The organism is Streptomyces griseorubiginosus, from assembly GCF_017614965.1.
GTDB classification, from domain to species: domain Bacteria; phylum Actinomycetota; class Actinomycetes; order Streptomycetales; family Streptomycetaceae; genus Streptomyces; species Streptomyces griseorubiginosus_B.
Map to the genome: position 1 here is coordinate 1 of NZ_WVUG01000190.1, position 17,054 is coordinate 17,054.

General features: G+C 72.1%; 15 protein-coding genes and 1 pseudogene. 9 read left to right on the plus strand and 7 right to left on the minus strand.

Translation table 11 applies throughout. The features are described from left to right. A pseudogene (locus tag GRC12_RS45865) lies at positions 1-159 on the plus strand (alpha/beta fold hydrolase); the annotation flags it as partial. Between the two features lie 39 nt (positions 160-198). Here the strand turns inward: GRC12_RS45865 and GRC12_RS29015 are convergent. The 3 genes from GRC12_RS29015 to GRC12_RS29025 are packed head-to-tail and all read right to left on the minus strand — an operon-like array spanning position 199 to position 3,244. Further along, positions 199-1,791, minus strand: a complete 1,593-nt coding sequence (locus GRC12_RS29015) for a transporter (protein ID WP_208782322.1) — start codon at positions 1,789-1,791, stop codon at positions 199-201. Continuing rightward, positions 1,788-2,561, minus strand: coding sequence for an ABC transporter ATP-binding protein (locus GRC12_RS29020; protein ID WP_208782323.1), 774 nt, complete (start codon positions 2,559-2,561; stop codon positions 1,788-1,790). The genes GRC12_RS29015 and GRC12_RS29020 overlap by 4 nt, the downstream gene beginning before the upstream one ends. Before the next feature lie 20 nt (positions 2,562-2,581). Continuing rightward, complete coding sequence (locus tag GRC12_RS29025) at positions 2,582-3,244, minus strand: bifunctional DNA primase/polymerase (RefSeq protein WP_208782324.1); 663 nt, start codon at positions 3,242-3,244, stop codon at positions 2,582-2,584. Between the two features lie 308 nt (positions 3,245-3,552). Here GRC12_RS29025 and GRC12_RS29030 point away from each other — a divergent pair, with 308 nt between their 5' ends. Next, positions 3,553-4,938, plus strand: coding sequence for a transcriptional regulator (locus GRC12_RS29030; protein WP_208782325.1), 1,386 nt, complete (start codon positions 3,553-3,555; stop codon positions 4,936-4,938). A gap of 221 nt (positions 4,939-5,159) precedes the next feature. Next, positions 5,160-6,929, plus strand: a complete 1,770-nt coding sequence (locus tag GRC12_RS29035; RefSeq protein WP_208782326.1) for a hypothetical protein — start codon at positions 5,160-5,162, stop codon at positions 6,927-6,929. Positions 6,930-6,945: 16 nt separating this feature from the next. On the opposite strand, the gene GRC12_RS29040 is transcribed toward GRC12_RS29035, so the two are convergent. After that, entirely contained in the window at positions 6,946-8,253 is a 1,308-nt protein-coding gene (locus GRC12_RS29040) for an ABC transporter substrate-binding protein (RefSeq protein WP_208782327.1), read from the minus strand. A 117-nt stretch (positions 8,254-8,370) separates the two neighbouring features. On the opposite strand from GRC12_RS29040, the gene GRC12_RS29045 reads away from it, so the two are divergent. Together GRC12_RS29045 and purU are read left to right on the plus strand one after the other, a co-directional pair. Beyond that, entirely contained in the window at positions 8,371-8,871 is a 501-nt protein-coding gene (locus GRC12_RS29045) for an SCO4402 family protein (RefSeq protein ID WP_133045583.1), read from the plus strand. Between the two features lie 46 nt (positions 8,872-8,917). Then, positions 8,918-9,802 (plus strand): formyltetrahydrofolate deformylase, encoded by an 885-nt coding sequence (gene purU / locus GRC12_RS29050; RefSeq protein WP_208782328.1) that lies wholly within the window; start codon positions 8,918-8,920, stop codon positions 9,800-9,802. A gap of 191 nt (positions 9,803-9,993) precedes the next feature. On the opposite strand, the gene GRC12_RS29055 is transcribed toward purU, so the two are convergent. Then, complete coding sequence (locus tag GRC12_RS29055; RefSeq protein WP_439959908.1) at positions 9,994-11,343, minus strand: zf-HC2 domain-containing protein; 1,350 nt, start codon at positions 11,341-11,343, stop codon at positions 9,994-9,996. Continuing rightward, complete coding sequence (locus tag GRC12_RS29060) at positions 11,340-11,912, minus strand: sigma-70 family RNA polymerase sigma factor (protein WP_208782329.1); 573 nt, start codon at positions 11,910-11,912, stop codon at positions 11,340-11,342. Before GRC12_RS29060 ends, GRC12_RS29055 begins: the two co-directional genes overlap by 4 nt. 309 nt (positions 11,913-12,221) lie before the next feature. Between GRC12_RS29060 and GRC12_RS29065 the strand changes: the two genes are divergently transcribed. Together GRC12_RS29065 and GRC12_RS29070 are read left to right on the plus strand one after the other, a co-directional pair. After that, the gene (locus GRC12_RS29065) at positions 12,222-12,602 is read left to right on the plus strand and encodes an STAS domain-containing protein (protein ID WP_208782330.1); all 381 of its coding nucleotides are present in this window, start codon (positions 12,222-12,224) and stop codon (positions 12,600-12,602) included. Positions 12,603-12,826: 224 nt separating this feature from the next. Further along, on the plus strand, positions 12,827-13,339 hold the full coding sequence (locus GRC12_RS29070; protein WP_208782331.1) for an EF-hand domain-containing protein: 513 nt from the start codon (positions 12,827-12,829) through the stop codon (positions 13,337-13,339). On the opposite strand, the gene GRC12_RS29075 is transcribed toward GRC12_RS29070, so the two are convergent. Further along, positions 13,323-14,855 (minus strand): class I adenylate-forming enzyme family protein, encoded by a 1,533-nt coding sequence (locus tag GRC12_RS29075; RefSeq protein WP_208782332.1) that lies wholly within the window; start codon positions 14,853-14,855, stop codon positions 13,323-13,325. The two genes, GRC12_RS29070 and GRC12_RS29075, sit on opposite strands and share 17 nt — an antisense overlap. A gap of 87 nt (positions 14,856-14,942) precedes the next feature. On the opposite strand from GRC12_RS29075, the gene GRC12_RS29080 reads away from it, so the two are divergent. Together GRC12_RS29080 and GRC12_RS29085 are read left to right on the plus strand one after the other, a co-directional pair. After that, entirely contained in the window at positions 14,943-16,136 is a 1,194-nt protein-coding gene (locus tag GRC12_RS29080) for an amidohydrolase family protein (RefSeq protein WP_208782333.1), read from the plus strand. Beyond that, positions 16,136-17,054, plus strand: a 919-nt coding sequence (locus GRC12_RS29085; RefSeq protein WP_208782334.1) for an acyl-CoA dehydrogenase family protein, incomplete at its 3' end; no start/stop codon positions are given. The genes GRC12_RS29080 and GRC12_RS29085, both read left to right, overlap by 1 nt.

A 17,054-nucleotide genomic window follows, 5' to 3' on the forward strand; every position in this document is an offset into this window, starting at 1 on the left:
GAGCTGGGGCGGGCGGAGGCGCAGGAGATGGTCCGGGTGCTGCCCCGCGGGGAGTACGCGGAGGTCGCCGACGCAGGCCACCTGGTCCACTACGACCAGCCGGAGGCCTGGCGGGCCGCCATCGAGCCGTTCCTGGACTCCGTGCTCAGCACTCCCTGATCCGCCGCACGAGTGCTCAGCAGCGCCTGACCCTCACCCTCACCCCTTGCTCACCGCCGTCAGGATCTCCGGGAGCCGGGCCGCCGTGCGCGGTGCCGCCAGACGCAGGCCCGCCCAGGTGACCGTCGCCCCGTAGGCCGCGCCCAGGGGCAGCAGGACCCAGCTCCAGGTGTCGCCGTCCTCCACCACGTTGACCCAGATCGTCACGGCGATGACCGGGGAGGACAGCAGGGCCGCCGAGACCATGCCGCCGAAGATGGAGATCCACGCGAGGCCGGTCTGGCCGGGGGCGACGTTCTTGTGGCCCTCCTGCGGGATGGAGTACGGGAAGCGGGCCGAGGTCCACGCGCCGGTGGCCAGCATCGCCCCGAGCAGGGCGAAGGACAGACCGAGCACCTCGGGCAGACGGGGCCAGTCGTCGAGCATCGCGGTCGTGAGGACCGTGACGAGCGTGGCGTACGGCAGGGTGATCACCAGCAGTGCCAGCGCCCGCCCGCGCAGCTCGACGTAGGCGTCGTGCGCGGAGGAGATCGTGGTCGCCACCATCCAGAACGCGGACGTGTCCTGCCCGAACTGGTTGTACATCTGGATGCCGAGCATCCCGGCGGCGAAGCACGCGAAGTAGATGGAGCCGGTGCCCTGCAGGGCGTTGAACACCGGCACGATGAGGCCGATGGCGAGCGACGTCACCCAGGCGGCCTTGGTCTTGGGGTCCCGCCAGACGTACCGCAGGCTGCGCTCCATGACCGTCCCGGTCCGCCCGGCGGGCAGCAGCCGGGCCGGCCCCGTGGACGTCCGCTCCCGCCGGCCGGGCTCGGTGTCAGCCTGCAGGGTGGAGCCGTCGGGCGAGGTCATCAGCCGGGTCAGATGCCCCGCCCATACGGCGATCAGCGCCACCAACGCCCCGACGCTGAGCGCGAGTTGAGCGATGGCGATGCCGTACGACCCCTCGCTCACCGAGTGCACCGCACCGATCGCCGACGCGGGCGGCAGCCACCGCACCACGTCCCCGACCGGCGCGAGCTGCGCCAGCCCGCTCGAACCCAGGCGCTGCGCCCCGAAGTTGACCAGCTGCGCCCCGATCGCGATGACCAGCCCGCTGAGCACCGCGAGGTCGCGGCCCCTACGGCTGGTCAGCAGGCGGATGTTGGCGGCGGCGACGGCCCGCGCGAGGGCCACGCACACCAGCAGCGCGAGGACGACGGCGACGACCCCGACGGCGCAGGCCGCACCTCCGTGCGCGACCGCGACCGTCGAACCGGTCAGCAGGAGCAGCGTGAACAGCGGTCCGATGCCCACCAGCGAGGCCGCGAGCAGTGCCCGCACCAGCGGCCGGGGCCGCAGCGGCAGCATCACCAGCCGGGTGGGGTCGAGCGTCTCGTCGCCACCGGGGAAGAACAGCGGCATCACCGCCCAGCCCAGCGCCAGCACGGCCGTCAGCAGCACGACCACGGCGTCGACGTGCGCGTGCCAGCGCAGCGCGATCAGCCCGAGCAGCTGCAGGGCCCCGAACAGCAGCACGACCACGGCGGACGCCACGTACGCGGCCCGCCGGCCCCCGGACTGCCGCAGTCCGTTCTTCAGCAGCGACAGCTTCAGCCGTACGACGGTCCCGGTGATGTCGCCCGTCATCGCGCGCCGCCGCCCAGCCAGTCCAGATCGGTACCGGCGTCGCGGCCGCCCGCACCGACGAGCTGGAGGAACGCCTGCTGCAGCGAGGGGGCTTCGCCGCGGACCTCGGCGAGGGGGCCGTGGGCGCGGATACGGCCGGCGGCCATCACGGCGACCCAGTCGCACAGGGACTCGACGAGTTCCATGACGTGGGAGGAGAAGACGACGGTGGCGCCGGAGGCCGTGTACCGCTCCAGTACGCCCCGGATGATCTGCGCGGACACCGGGTCCACGCCCTCGAACGGCTCGTCGAGGAAGAGCACTTCGGGATTGTGCAGCAGCGCGGCGGCGAGCCCGATCTTCTTGCGCATACCGGTCGAGTAGTCGACGACGAGCTTGTGCTGGGCGCCGGCCAGGTCGAGCACGTCGAGCAGTTGTGTGGCCCGCTTGTCGACCTCGGCGCCGGGCAGTCCGCGCAACCGGCCGGAGTAGGCGAGCAGTTCCCTGCCGGACAGCCGCTCGAAGAGCCGCAGCCCTTCCGGCAGCACCCCGATCCGCGCCTTGACGGCCACCGGATCGCGCCACACGTCATGCCCGACGACCTCGACGGTCCCCTGATCGGGCCTGAGCAGCCCGGTCACCATGGAGAGGGTGGTCGTCTTGCCGGCCCCGTTGGGCCCCACCAGTCCGATGAACTTCCCCGCGGGCAGCTCCAGATCGATCCCGGCAACGGCAACCTGCTGCCCGAACCGTTTCCAGAGACCCTGTACGCGTACGGCGGCTGACGTCATGCATGAACCCTACGGTCAGGTCACCGGTCCCGACCGCACGCATAGGCAAGCGGGGAGATCAGCTCCTCCGCGTCCGGCAGCCACCGGTTGGCGGGGGTGGGCCGGCAGGCCCACTGCACGGCTCCCCGGGATCCGTACCGTGTGGGGGGCGCGGCCACGTACGCCCCCTCGCCCAGCGCGAGCAGATCGAGGGAGGACGGGGACCAGCCGAGCTTGCGTACCAGGTCGGGGACCTTCGCCGACGCACCCGGCAGCACGAAGAAGTGCATCCGGCGGTCCGGCGTCAACGTCACGGGACCCAGCGTCAACTCCATGCGCTCCATGCGGGCGAGCGCCAGGAACCCGGCCGTCTCCGGGACGGAGATCGCGTCGAAGGTCCGCCCCGTCGGCAGCAGGATCGACGCCGTCGGCTGCTTCTGCCACATCCGGCGGGCGACGGTCGCGCTGCCCGTGGCCTGCGTCGCCCAGTCCTCACGCGCGGGATGCGCCCCCGGCGCATCGCACCCGGCCTCGCCGCAGGAGCAGTGCTGCACCCCGTCGACGGCTTCCAGCCAGGTGCCGGGGAAGACGTCCCAGTGACGCTCCTCGGCGTAGCGAACGGCGGTCTCCAGCAGCGATTCTCCGCGCTGCTTCGGGATTCGGGCTGCTTCGGGCCCCGCGATGGTCTCGTCCACGATGAACACAACTCTAGTGATCACCGGGGGTTACGCGCGCCACATGCGCGGGGGAGGGGCAACGATTCCGCATCGGGGCGCATGGGTGCACGCGTGGGGGCGCAGAGGAGGAACTCCGGTGTGAGCTGGGTAGCCAGTAGCGGGGTCGGCATCAGCTTTTACCCCGGCAATCCTCGCATGCCTCGCATTTTCGGTATGTCCGCGGGGCATTGATCTTCCCGGCTGGATCTTTTCGCCCCCCACGGCGGGGATCCGGCAGGGAAGGACACGCCAACTCGGTGCGTGGGCAGGCACCGCAGCCACAGGGGGTAGTGCCAATGGCCGCAAGGCCTCTCGTCGCGCGGCAGCCGAACGAACGGCTGCAGGCGCTCATCCAGGAGGCGGGGTGCTCGAACGCCGGGCTCGCCCGCCGGGTCAACATGTGCGGCGCCGAGCACGGCCTCGACCTGCGCTACGACAAGACGTCCGTGGCCCGTTGGCTGCGCGGACAGCAGCCGCGGGGACGGGCCCCCGCGATCATCGCGGAGGCGCTGGGCCGCAAACTCGGCCGTACGGTCACGATCGACGAGATCGGCATGGCCAACGGCAAGAACCTCGCCTCGGGTGTCGGGCTCCAGTTCTCGCCGACGGTACTGGGAGCCATCGAGCAGGTCTGCGAGCTGTGGCGCAGTGACGTCGGGCGGCGGGACTTCCTGTCCGGCTCGTCCGTCGCCGCGTCCGCGCTGGTGGAGCCGAGCCGGGACTGGCTGATCTCCTCACCGGACGCGCAGGTGGCGCGCTCGGCGGGCCCGCGCGTCGGGCAGTCCGACGTGGCGGCCGTGCGGGCGATGACCCAGGCCCTCGTGGAGCTGGACCACCAGTACGGCAGCGGGCATGTGCGCCCGGTCGTCGTGCACTACCTCAACAGCGTCGTCTCCGGGCTGCTGGCGGGGTCGTACCGGGAGGCGGTGGGCCGTGACCTGTTCGCCGCGGTCGCCCGACTCACCGAGCTCGCCGGGTACATGGCCGTCGACACCGGCCAACCGGGCCTGGCCCAGCGGTACTACATCCAGGCGCTGCGGCTCGCGCAGGCGGCGGGCGACCGGGGGTACGGCGGCTATGTGCTGGCCGCCTCCATGAGCCACCTCGCCGCGCAGCTCGGAAACCCGCGGGAGATCGCGCAGTTGGCGCGGGCGGCGCAGGAGGGGGCGCGGGGGCGCGTCACCCCGCGCGCGGAGGCGATGTTCCTCGCGGCGGAGGCACGCGGGCACGCCCTGATGGGCGACGCGCGGGCGGCCCAGCTGGCGTCCGGGCGGGCGGTGAGCGCGCTGGAGGCGGCCGACGCCGAGTCCGGGGACGACCCGGCGTGGATCACCCACTTCGACGAGGCGTATCTGGCCGACGAGTTGGCGCACTGCCACCGCGACCTCGGACAGGCCGAGGCGGCCGCGCGGTGCGCGCAGGAGTCGCTGGCCGGGCTGCCGGAGACGAAGGCGCGCAGGCGGGCCATCGGATACGTGCTGCTGGCCACCGCGCAGGTGCAGCAGCGCGAGATCGAACAGGCCTGCAACACCGGCCTCAAGGCGGTCGAGTTGCTGGAGACCCTGCGCTCCAACCGGGGCGCCGAGTACCTGGAGGACTTCCAGCAGCGGCTCGAGCCGTACCGGGAGGAGCCGGTGGTGCGGGAGTTCGGTGCGCGGATGGAGTTGCAGGCGGCGGCGTGAGGGCGGGCGACCGGCCGGTTCCGAGCGGGTGAAGCTGCGGGAAACGGCCGGTTGCCGTGCGGATTCGCGCGCGCGGTGGACATAAGGAGCGTGCTGCGGAGCGATTCTGTTACCGCTGTCACAGGTAAGGAGGTTGAGGCCTGAGCTGCGTGGCACCCGGCTCGGGGGACCCGGTAGCGTGAGCCGACGATTCACAAGGTCCCCCATTTGTAGGAGTCCCGGTGACGCAGAGTGGACAGGGCGAGAAGCCCTCGCCGCGCGAAGCGCGCGAAGGCATCGTGCTGCCCTCCGACGGCGGCGAACCCTTGCTCCCGGGCATGCTGAACGCCCAGCCCGCGGCACCGGGCGGTCACACCGGTTCCCACGGCGGCTCCTCCGCCCCGCAGCCGGCCGCCCCGCAGCCGGCCGGCCCGCAGACCCCGGCCGCGGCCCCGCCCGGCGGCCAGTCCTGGGGCACGCCCTGGGGCCCCGACCAGCACCAGACCCCGGCACCGCCCGCGGCCCAGTCCTGGCCGAGCCCGCCGGACCAGTCCTGGGCGGCCCCCGACCAGTGGACCACCTCCACCTCCCAGCCCCTGCCGCCGGCCGACGACGGCTACGGCACCCCCGCCGGCTCCGGCGGCTTCAGCGCCCCCCTGCCCCCCGCGGCCGACGAAGGGGCGACCCAGTACATACCGCCGGTCACCGGATCCGGTATGCCCGCCGGCGCGCCCGTGCCCGGCAGTGAAGGCGCCACCCAGTTCCTGCCGCCCGTCCCGGCGAGCGGCGACGAGGCCGCGACCCAGTACATCCCGCCGGTCGGCCCGGGCGCGCTGCCGCCCGAGGTCGGTGGGCCGACGGGAGCCGGGACGACCGGGTTCCCGGGGCACGCCCCGCAGACGGGGACCGGAGCGGCCGGGTTCCCGGGACACGGCGCGCAGGCGCACGACCCGCAGGCAGGGACGGGCGCGGCCGGGTTCGCGGGGCACGGCCCGCAGACGCACGCCCCGCACCCGGCCGCCGGTCCGGACGCGCAGCCCACGCAGTACCTGCCGCCCGCGGGGGCCGGGCCCATGCCCGCCGCCGGTCCGGACGCGCAGCCCACGCAGTTTCTGCCGCCTGTGACCGATCAGGCCCCCTACGGTGCCCAGCCCGGCGGGGACCGGCAGCCGCCCGCCGAGTTCGACAACCTGTTCCGCAGCGGCCCGGGCGGTGACAGCCCGGCCGGGGCGACCCAGCACCTGCCCCGCTACGAGCAGCCCCCCGCCGCCCAGCCGCCGTACGGGCAGCAGCCTGCGCCCTCGTACGGCCGGCAGGCGCCCCAGCCGGCGTACGGCCAGCAGCCCCCCGCCTCCTACCCGCCGTCGCAGGAGGCGCGCGGGGGCCGTGGCCGGTCGAAGGTGCCGCTCATCGCGGCCGTCGGCATCGGCATCGTGGTGATCGGCGTCGGGGCCGGCGCGATGCTCGGCGGAGGTGGCGGCGGCAAGGACAAGAACCAGACCGTCTCCGCCACCGCGCCCGCGTCGGGCGGATCCTCGGCGTCCGCGGCGGACCCCGCGAAGCAGCAGGCCGTCGCCCTGGACAAGCTGCTGTCCGACAGCGGCAACAGCCGGGCCTCGGTGATCAGCGCGGTCGCCGACGTGAAGGCGTGCCGGAACCTGGACGGAGCGGCCTCGGACCTGCGCGACGCCGCCAAGCAGCGCACCCAGCTGGTCACCAGCCTCTCCGGCCTGTCCGTCGACAAGCTGCCGAACCACGCCGAGCTGACCGCCGCCCTCACCCGGGCCTGGCAGGCGTCCGCGGCGGCCGACAACCACTACGCGGCCTGGGCCGACCAGGTCGGCGGCAACAAGAAGGGCTGCAAGAAGGGCCAGGCCCGCACCACGGGTCAGACCGCGGCCGGCAACCGCGCGAGCGGCACCGCCAGCCAGCAGAAGGCCGAGGCGGCCGATCTGTGGAACGCGATCGCGAAGACCTACGGCCTGACCCAGCGCCGGCCGACCCAGCTGTGAGCGAGCGGCGCGCGGGTCAGTCGACCCGCGCGTCCTGCAGCGCCCTCGACGTGTCCACGAAGCCCTTGCGCGCCGCCACCAGCTGACCCTGCCTGACGACCTGGAGGGTGACGTCGGTGTTGACGACACGGGAGAAACCGATGCTCGCCAGGGGACCCTGGGTGCCCCACCGCAGGGTCGGCGTGAGATCGCCGGTGGAGACCCTCAGCCCGTCGTCCAGGGCCCGGCGGATCGCGTCGGAGGTCACGTCGCCGCCGCCGAGCGACTGGACCACCTTGGTGAGCACGGTGTAGGCGATCCAGGTCGTCTGCACCCCGGCGTCCGCGGCGTCGATCCGGTTGTCCCCGAAGGCCTGCTCGCTGATCACCTTCTTCATCGCGTCCCAGCGCGGGTCGCCGGCCGGCGGGTACCAGCCGGTGATGTACGCACCCTCGTACGGGCCCCGCTGCGCGCCGGACTCGTTGATGGCCGTCTGGTCGACGCTGTCCAGGGTGGCCGCGGTGCGCACCGCGGGACGGCCCTGGCGGGCCCGCTGGAAGGAGTCCATGAAGGTGCTGGTGCCGTCCCCGAGCGAGGGGATGACGCACCCCTTCTTCGTGGGGTCGCCGGTCGCGGCGTCCAGCGCGTCGGCCGCCGGCTGCGTGTACTCGGTGGTGTCCTCCGCCGCCCGCTGGTCGATGGCCGGCTTGTGCCCGCCCGCCCCGAGCCCCGCGTCGAGCATGGGCGGCAGCTCGTCGCCCGCGATGGTGTCGGCGCGTACCAGCGCCACGGGGCCGCAGGTCGTGGCGAGCTCCTTGCCGAGGCCGGCCAGCAGCGTGGGCTGCCCGCCGTTGACCGGGTAGGACAGCGGACTGGTGAACTCGGCGGTGGTGACGCCGTACCCGCCTATGTACGGGATGCCGGCGCCCTCCAGGTCGGGCAGGTAGGAGTCGCCGAACTGACTGTAGGAACCGACGACGGCGACGACCCCGGCCTTCACGGCGTCGCGGGCGCACTTGGCGGCGGCCACGCTGTCGTTGTGGTCGTTGCAGGTCAGGACCTTCAGCTTGCGGCCGTTGATACCGCCCTTGGCGTTGATCCAGCGGGCGTAGGCCTGGGCGAAGGCGGGCATGCCGGGCTTGTTGGTGGCGCTGGTGTCCTGCGGGGCCCAGGTCATGACGGTGATCGGGTCATCCCCGCCGCCCCCCGTGGCACCGGGGATGACCCCGCATCCTGCGACGAGGGACGCGCACGCGGCCAGGGCCCCCGCCATGCGGACGGTTGCTCTGACGGGCCGGTTGAGTGTGGGGAGGAAGGTGCTGCGGGTGCGTCGCCTGCCGGTCATGGGCACACACGCTTCCGCCACATCCGTAACCCGGGGGTGACCCTCGGTTATCGAGTGGTGACGCGAAGGTGAATTACGGGGGCCGGAGAGGGGCCCGATGAGAAGAACGTACGATCAGTGACCGTGCAAGGTACGGAGAACCCTTCCCGACGCGGGCGTCGCTCATCCACCATGGGCGGCATGCCACTGAACGACATGCCGTGGTGGCGCTGGCGCAGCAATGTGCGCTCCGCGCTGCACATGCTCTCCGACCCGGTGTTCCAGCAGAACGTCTGGCTGGCCGGGGTCGACGGGTACGGGGACGTCACCGACGCCGTGTACCGGCTGGTCGAGGACACCTGGCTGGACAACTGGTCCGCCGAGAAGTACGTCGGCACGATCTTCCGCGACTCGCAGGAGGCGGCCCTCGTCGACACCGCGGTGCTGCGGGTGCTGCGGATCATGCACCAGGTCGGCCCGGACGCCCCGGTCTCCGTGTACATGGAGAACGCCGGGTGGCCGGACGCGGTGCGGGCGGCGCGGGACGCGCACGTGCGGATGGCGATGGCCGACGGCGAGGACCCGGACACGCCGCCGCGCACCCTGGAGCTGCTGCGGATCATGACGCGGTCCGCGTGACGGACGCGGGTCCGCCCGGCGGCCCGCTCGTGGGACCATGGCGGGCATGAACGAGCAGTCCACCCGAACCGAGGCGACCCCCGCCGACCAGTACGTCCTCACGCTCTCCTGCCCTGACAAGAAGGGCATCGTGCACGCCGTGTCGAGCTATCTCTTCATGACCGGCTGCAACATCGAGGACAGCCAGCAGTTCGGCGACCACGACACGGGTCTGTTCTTCATGCGCGTCCACTTCTCGGCGGACGCCCCGGTCACGGTGGACAAGCTGCGGGCGAGCTTCGCGGCGATCGGTGACTCCTTCCACATGGACTGGCAGATCAACGAGGCCGACGAGAAGATGCGGATCGTGCTCATGGTCAGCAAGTTCGGGCACTGCCTGAACGACCTGCTGTTCCGGGCGCGGATCGGGGCGCTGCCGGTGGAGATCGCGGCAGTGGTGTCCAACCACACGGACTTCGCGGAGCTGGTGGGGTCGTACGACATCCCCTTCCACCACATTCCGGTGACGCGGGAGACGAAGGCCGACGCGGAGGCGCGGCTGCTGGAGATCGTCCGCGAGAACGACGTGGAGCTGGTGGTTCTGGCCCGCTACATGCAGGTGCTGTCGGACGACCTGTGCAAGCAGCTCAGCGGGCGGATCATCAACATCCATCACTCCTTCCTGCCGAGCTTCAAGGGCGCGAAGCCGTACCACCAGGCTCATGCGCGGGGTGTGAAGCTGATCGGGGCGACGGCGCACTATGTGACCGCCGACCTGGACGAGGGGCCGATCATCGAGCAGGAGGTCGAGCGGGTGGGTCACGACGTCACACCGGACCAGCTGGTGGCGATCGGACGCGACGTGGAGTGCCAGGCGCTGGCGCGGGCCGTGAAGTGGCATGCGGAGCGGCGGATTCTGCTCAATGGGCGACGGACGGTTGTGTTCGCGTAGGGGCTCGGGCGGTTCTGGGTTCGTCGGCGGCCGCGGGCGATTCGTGGCTGGTCGCGCCCACGCGGCGGAGCCGCAAATCGCTACAGCCCCGCGCCCTGAAGGCACGTTCAGCTGAGCTCTTTTAGGGGCGCGGGGAACTGCGCGATCAGCCACGAATCACCCGCAGTCGCCAACGAATCCGCAACCAGCCCCTACATCCGGCTCAAGCTCGCCGCCGCCAACAGCACGTCCCTGATCGCCTCCCGGTCACCGACCTGACCTGCCGCCGCTTCCGCCGGAGGCACATGGCCCGCGGCCAAACGGCAGAACTCCACGCCGTCCAGGGCCACATGCGCGACCTCGAACTCCTCCGAGCCCACCGCCGCCGGGGAGTCCAGGGGGATCAGCCACTCGCCGCCGCCCGAACCCTCGATCTCCAGGCGCAGGCTGCGGCCGGGTGACCCGGCGACCCCGAGGTGGCGGCCCTCCGCGGCCGCGGCCAGCCCCGACCGCCGGCGTTCCGCCAGCACCGCGGGCAGCATGCGGGCCGCCAGGTCGATCATGCGGTGCAGATGACGCGGGGACGGCGGCTCGTACGGGTAGTCGACCGCCTCGGCGATGTCCTCCGCGTGCACCCAGCACTCGAACGCGCGGTCCAGCATCGCGTCGTGCAGCGGCAGTTCGAAGTCGCCGTACGAGACGGCCAGCCGGGCGGAGCCCGAGCCGCCGGTGAAGGAGACGGTGCGCACGAGGTCGTGGGTCTGCTCGCGCCACGGCGCCCTGATGCCCCGGGTCGGCGGGAAGTGCGAGGTGCGCCAGTACGCCTCGGTGCGCGCCGCCGGGGTGGGGCCCTCGGCGACGATCTCGCCGAGGGGGTCCTCCAGGCCGAGCGCGACCGCGACGAGCCCGTCGACGGAGAGGAGATGGGCGATGACCCCGGCGACCGTCGTACGGCGGCTCTCCGCCCCGTCGCCCTCGAACCACCGCAGCCGTACGGGGGCGTGCCACTCGGCGTCGCCTATGTCCTGCAGCAGGGCGTCGAGCCGGGCCGTCTCCGCGTCGTACGGCGCCGCCCACTCGGGCACCGGGATGCGCGGAGGCCGCCGGCCGAGGCAGCCCGCCAGGACGCGGGTGCGCAGCGCGGGGTCCAGGTCGAGGCTCTCCGGCGGGTGCAGCAGGCCCACGGCCTCACGCAGCCGCCGTGCCTCGTCCGCGCAGGTGCCGCAGCCGCCCAGGTGTTCCTCGACGGCCGCCGTCTCCTCCGCCGAGCACGCGGCCAGCGCCCAGGCGCCGAGCAGCGACTTCAGCACCTGATGCTCCAGCACGACCGGCACCGCGACCGGCGCGGGCAACGGCAGCTCCCCGTCCTCGACGGAGGCCCGGGGCATGGGTATCCGCGGCGCGGCGGCACCCTCCGCGGCTGTGCCGCTTCCCGGTTCACGCTTCGCGTCCGTGCCGTTCCCGTCGCCCGGCTGCTCCTGCTCCTGCTTCTCCTCCCCGTTTCCGGAAAGCTTCCGGTGTTCGGCGTCGCCGTTGTCGTCGTACTCCTCGAAGTCGCTCACACCGCACTCCCGGGTTCGGGCGGGGTGCCGGTGTCGTGGGCCGTGGACAGGAGTTGGAGGCCCAGGCGGAGGCGGCGGCGGGCCTCGTCCTCGGTGACGCCGAGGTCGGCGGCGGTCTGGCGGTAGTCACGGCGCTGGAAGTAGGCGAGGTCCAGCGCGGCACGCAGCGGAGAGGGCATGGAGGTGACGATGTAGTCGGCACGGGCGGCGACCGAGGCGCGCCGGACCCTGCGTTCCAGTTCCTCGGGCGAGCCGCCGGTGCCCTGGGCCAGCGCGGCGGTCTCCGTGGCGCGCAGCCGCTGCACGGCCAGGCGGTGGGTCAGCGTGGCGACCCAGGTGCGCAGCGGCCCCTCCTTGGGGTCGTAGCGCTCGGGGTGCTCCCAGACATGGACGAAGACGTCACGCGTGATGCCGTCGGCGGCGCTCTCGTCACCGAGGACGCGGTGGGCGAGGCCGTGCACGAGCGAGGCGAACCGGTCGTAGAGCTCGCCGAGCGCGGCCGCCTCACCGCGTGCCAGTCGCTGCTGCATCTTGCGGTCCCAGCGGGGCGGTGCGTCCTTCTTCGCCATGCGGCCCCCCTCACCCGTGTTCTCGCCTGTGCCCAGCGTGCGCCCACCGTCTTCTCGAATGTAGTCGGCACCCATGTCGGCGCACGCCCCTTTGTCGCAATGCGCGCCCCCGAGAGAGCCGCAGGTGATAGTGGGCGTTCGCCTACCCGGTGCAGAACTGATCGAACAGGATCGAAGGCGACTAAAACAAGCCTCTTTCGATCGCTTTCCGTTTTCGTCGCGGAGTTTGCGGGCAATGCCGCTGGGCAGCCGCGCTGCAAGGAAGCGTAGGGACGGCTTCCGTTTGCGGGGGGCCGGCGAGCGAAGGGCATGGTGGTGACGTTTCATGTGACCGGCGACGAGCAGGGCGACTGGGCCGTGCTGCGTGTGTCGGGCGAGCTGGACCTGGTGTCGTCCCCGGTGCTGCGGCAGCGGGTGCACGACGCGGTGGCCGAGGGCCGCCACAGTCTCGTCCTGGACCTCTCCGAGGTGTTCTTCTGCGACTCCAGCGGCGTCGGCGTGCTGATCGCCGCCCGCCGGCTCTTCCGCTCCTGCCACGGCAACCTGCGCCTCATACTCCCGGCGCAGGGCGCGGTCGACGGCTCCCATGTCAACCGGGTCCTGGGCGCCCTCGGGGTGCGTCGCCTGTTCGACGTGTACGCCGGTCTGGACGAGGCCGTCACCGAGGAGGCCGGCCCGCTCTCGGCGTAGGCGCCACCGGGTGTCATGGGTTGTCACGGATGTCACGGGACGTCACGGGGGGTCATGGCATGTCACCGGGTGATGGGGATGTCACCGGGTCATTGCCACACGGTTGTCCCGGAATTCACCCGGTCCTGGCACAAGTGCCGCTCCACCGCGCCCCGGCGGGCCCGCTCGTCGTACGCTCCGTCCAGATATATGCACCCGACGCGAGTAAGGCGGCCTGAGAAGACATGGTCAGCAGCGAGTACGAGCGCAGGATCGCCGCCCGGTTCGCCACCTTCGACCAGGACGGCAACGGCTACATCGACCGCGAGGACTTCGGCACGGCGGCCAAGGCGCTGCTCGCCGAGTTCGCCGTCGCGGCCCGCTCCGACAAGGGGCAGGCGCTGTACGCCGGCGCGGAGGCGTTCTGGCAGGGCATGGCCGGGATAGCGGACCGGGACGGCGACCAGCGCATCACGCGTGAGGAGTTCGTCACCGGCGCGGTCAAGCGGCTGCGGGACAACCCCGAGCGGTTCGCCGAGATCGCCCGCCCCTTCCTGCACGCGGCGATCGCCGTGGCCGACACGGACGGCGACGGGGCCGCCACCGTCGCCGACACCGCGCGCGTGCTGCGGGTCCTCGGGGTCGACCAGGCCGTCGCCGAGGCGGCCGCAGCCGGCCTCGACGGCGACGGCGACGGCAGGGTGGGAGAGGCCGAGATCGTCCCGGCGTTCGCCCGCTACTTCACGGTGCCCGAGTAGCGCTCCCGGCCACCGCGGTCCCCGAGTAGCGCTCGCGCAGCTTGTACTTGAGCACCTTCCGCAGCGTCTCGTTGCGTGGGAGGGCGTCCACCACCTCCAGCTGTTCCGGCAGTTTGTGCACGGACAGCCCTTCCGCGCGCAGGTACGACGTCATGGCGGCCAGGGTCAACTCCTCGGCCCCGGGCGCCCGTTCGACGACCGCGCACACCCGCTCGCCGCGCTCGGCGTCCGGCAGCCCGATCACGGCGACGTCCCCGACCGCCGGATGCGCGGCCAGCAGATCCTCGATCTCCTTCGCGGAGATGTTCTCGCCCTTGCGGATGATCACGTCCTTCAGCCGCCCGGTGAGCACCAGATGCCCGCTGTCCTTCACGAACCCCAGGTCCCCGGTACGCAGGAACCCCTCCTCGTCGAAGACTTCCGCCGTCTGCGCGGGGTCAAGATAGCCCTGGCACACCGCCTCCCCGCGCAGCCGCACCTCCCCGTCGACGACCCGTATCTCCATCCCCTCCGGCGGCCGTCCCTCGGTGGTCGCGAGATTCTCCACGGTGTCGTCCGGCGCCCCCATGGTGATCATCGGCACCTCGGTCATGCCGTACCCGTGGGTGAGCTGCACGCCCATCTCCCGTACGACGGCGTGGTACACCTCCGGCGGCTTGGGCGCCCCGCCGCCCGCGAGCAGCCGCAGCGTGGGTATCACCTTGCGCCCCGGCTGTTTGCGCTGCTCGGCGAGGAACATCGAGTAGAAGGCCGTGGACCCGCCCGCCACCGTCACCCCGTGCCGGCGATAGCCCTCCAGCGCGTCCGGCAGCGCGAACTGCTCGAACATCACCGCCGGGAAGCCGTACAGCAGCAGCATCACCGTGTAGTCGGGCCCGGCGATGTGCGCGTAGGGGAAGGCCATCGAGCCCACGTCGTCGGCCGACAGGCGCAGGGCGTGGGCCAGGCACGAGCCGCCCGCGATCAGTGAACGGTCGGTGTGCAGCACGCCCTTGGGGTCGGAGGTCGTGCCGGAGGTCCAGTAGATCCAGCGCACGGAGGTGCCCTCGGCGGGCGGCGGGGGCAGCACGTCCGGGGCGCCGTCCGGCAGGTCGTCGTACGCCTCGAAGACACCCTTGGCGCCGAGCCGCCGGGCCATCTCCGTGTGGTCGAATCCGCGCCAGGTGCCCGGCACGGCGAAGAACTCCGCCTTCGACTCCCGTAGCGCGAAGCCGACTTCGCGGTCCCGGTAGAAGGGGATGACCGGCGTCTGCACGGCGCCCAGGCGGGCCAGTGCGAAGGAGAGCAGGGCCGTCTCGATCCGGGTCGGCAGCTGCCAGGCGACCACCGTGCCGGGGCGCACACCCATGTCGTACAGACCGGCCGCCACGCGCTCGGCCCGGGTGCGCAGATCGCCGAAGGTCAGCGTGCGGTCGTCCTGGAGGAGCACGGGCCGCTCGGGGGTGAGCCGTGCGCGGCGCTCCACCAGCTCCCACAACGTCCGGGAGGAACTCAGGGTGTGCGGGGTCTCGGTCATGTCTGCCCCCTGCCTTGGCTGACGACTCGTCAGGTGACATGCTATCTGACGGGTCATCAGATACGTACCGTCCGGCGGAGGGGAACCATGACCGAACTGCCCCGCATCATCAGCGTCGACGACCATGTGATCGAGCCCGCGCACCTCTTCGACACGTGGCTGCCGGCCAAGTACCGGGACCGGGGGCCGCAGCCGCTGACCGCGGGGATCGGTGAACTCGCCTACGTGGGCGGCAAGTACCAGATCACGATGGACCCGGAGGGCCCGCCGACGGACTGGTGGATCTACGAGGACCTCAAGTTCCCGTACAAGCGCAACATCGCCGCCGTCGGCTTCGACCGCGACGAGATGACCCTGGAGGGCATTACCCGGGAGCAGATGCGGCGCGGCTGCTGGGACCCGAAGGCGCGCCTCGAGGACATGGACCTCAACCACGTCGAGGCCAGCCTCTGCTTCCCGTCCTTCCCGCGCTTCTGCGGGCAGACCTTCGCCGAGGCGCACGACAAGGAGGTCGCGCTGGCCTGCGTGCGCGCCTACAACGACTGGATGGTCGAGGAGTGGTGCGGCGACAGCGGCGGCCGGCTCATCCCGCTGTGCCTGATCCCCCTGTGGGACGTCGACCTGGCGGTCGCGGAGATCCGGCGCAACGCCGCGCGCGGGGTGCGCGCGGTGACCTTCTCCGAGATCCCCACCTACCTCGGGCTGCCGTCCATCCACTCCGGCTACTGGGACCCGTTCTTCGCGGTCTGCCAGGAGACGGGGACGGTCGTCAACATGCACATCGGCTCGTCCTCGCAGATGCCGGCCGCCTCCCCCGACGCCCCGCCCGCCGTACAGGCCGCGCTGAGCTTCAACAACGCGATGGCCTCGATGATGGACTACCTCTTCAGCGGCGTCCTGGTGAAGTTCCCGACGCTCAAACTCGCCTACTCCGAGGGGCAGATGGGCTGGATCCCGTACGCCCTGGAACGCGCCGACGACGTCTGGGAGGAACACCGCGCCTGGGGCGGGGTGCGCGACACGATCCCCGAGCCGCCGTCGACGTACTACTACCGGCAGATCTACTGCTGCTTCTTCCGCGACAAGCACGGGGTCGCCTCGCTGGACGTGGTGGGCCGCGACAACGCCACCTTCGAGACCGACTACCCGCACGTCGACTCGACCTTCCCGCACACCAAGGAGGTCGCCCTCGACCATGTGAAGGGCCTCGACGACGAGACGATCCACAAGCTGATGCGGGGCAACGCGATCCGCATGCTGGGCCTGGACCTCGACCGCTGATGGACCTGTCGTACACGCCCGAGGAGGAGGAGTTCCGGGCGCGGCTGCGCGAATGGCTCACGAAGGTGCTGCCCACGCTGCCCGCGAAGCCGTCCCCGGACGACTGGCCCGCCCGCCGGGCCTACGACCTCGGCTGGCAGCGGATGCTGTACGACGCCGGGTACGCCGACGTCCACTGGGACGCCTCGCCGACGGTCCGGCTCATCTTCCTGGAGGAGACCGAGAGGGCCGGCGCGCCCTACGTCGGCGCGAACTTCGTGGGCCTGCTGCACGCCGGGCCCACCATCGCCGCCGAGGGCACGGACGAACAGCGGGCGCGGTGGCTGCCGCCGATCCTGCGCGGGGAGGAGGTCTGGTGCCAGGGCTTCAGCGAACCGGACGCCGGCTCCGACCTCGCGTCCCTGCGGACGCGTGCGCGCAGGGACGGCGACGACTACGTGGTGAACGGGTCCAAGATCTGGACGTCCCACGCCGAAGTCGCCGACTGGTGCGAACTGTTGGTGCGCACGGACGCGGAGGCGCCGAAACACCGGGGCATCAGCTGGCTGGCCATGCCGATGGACGCGCCGGGGGTCACCGTGCGGCCGTTGCGGACCCTCGCCGGGTCCGCCGAGTTCGCCGAGGTGTTCCTCGACGACGTGCGGGTGCCTGTGGCGAACCGGGTGGGGGACGAGAACGACGGATGGCGGGTCACGATGGTCACGCTGTCCTTCGAGCGCGGCACCGCGTTCGTGGGCGAGGTCGTCGCCTGCCGGCGAGTGCTCGGTGACCTCGCCGACGAGGCACGGCGCAACGGGCGTTGGGACGACCCGGTGGTGCGACGGCGGCTGGGGCGGCTGAACGCGGAGTTCCGGGCGCTGTGGCGGCTCACGCAGTGGAACGTCAGCGAGGCGGAGGCCTCCGGCGGGGTGCCGGGGG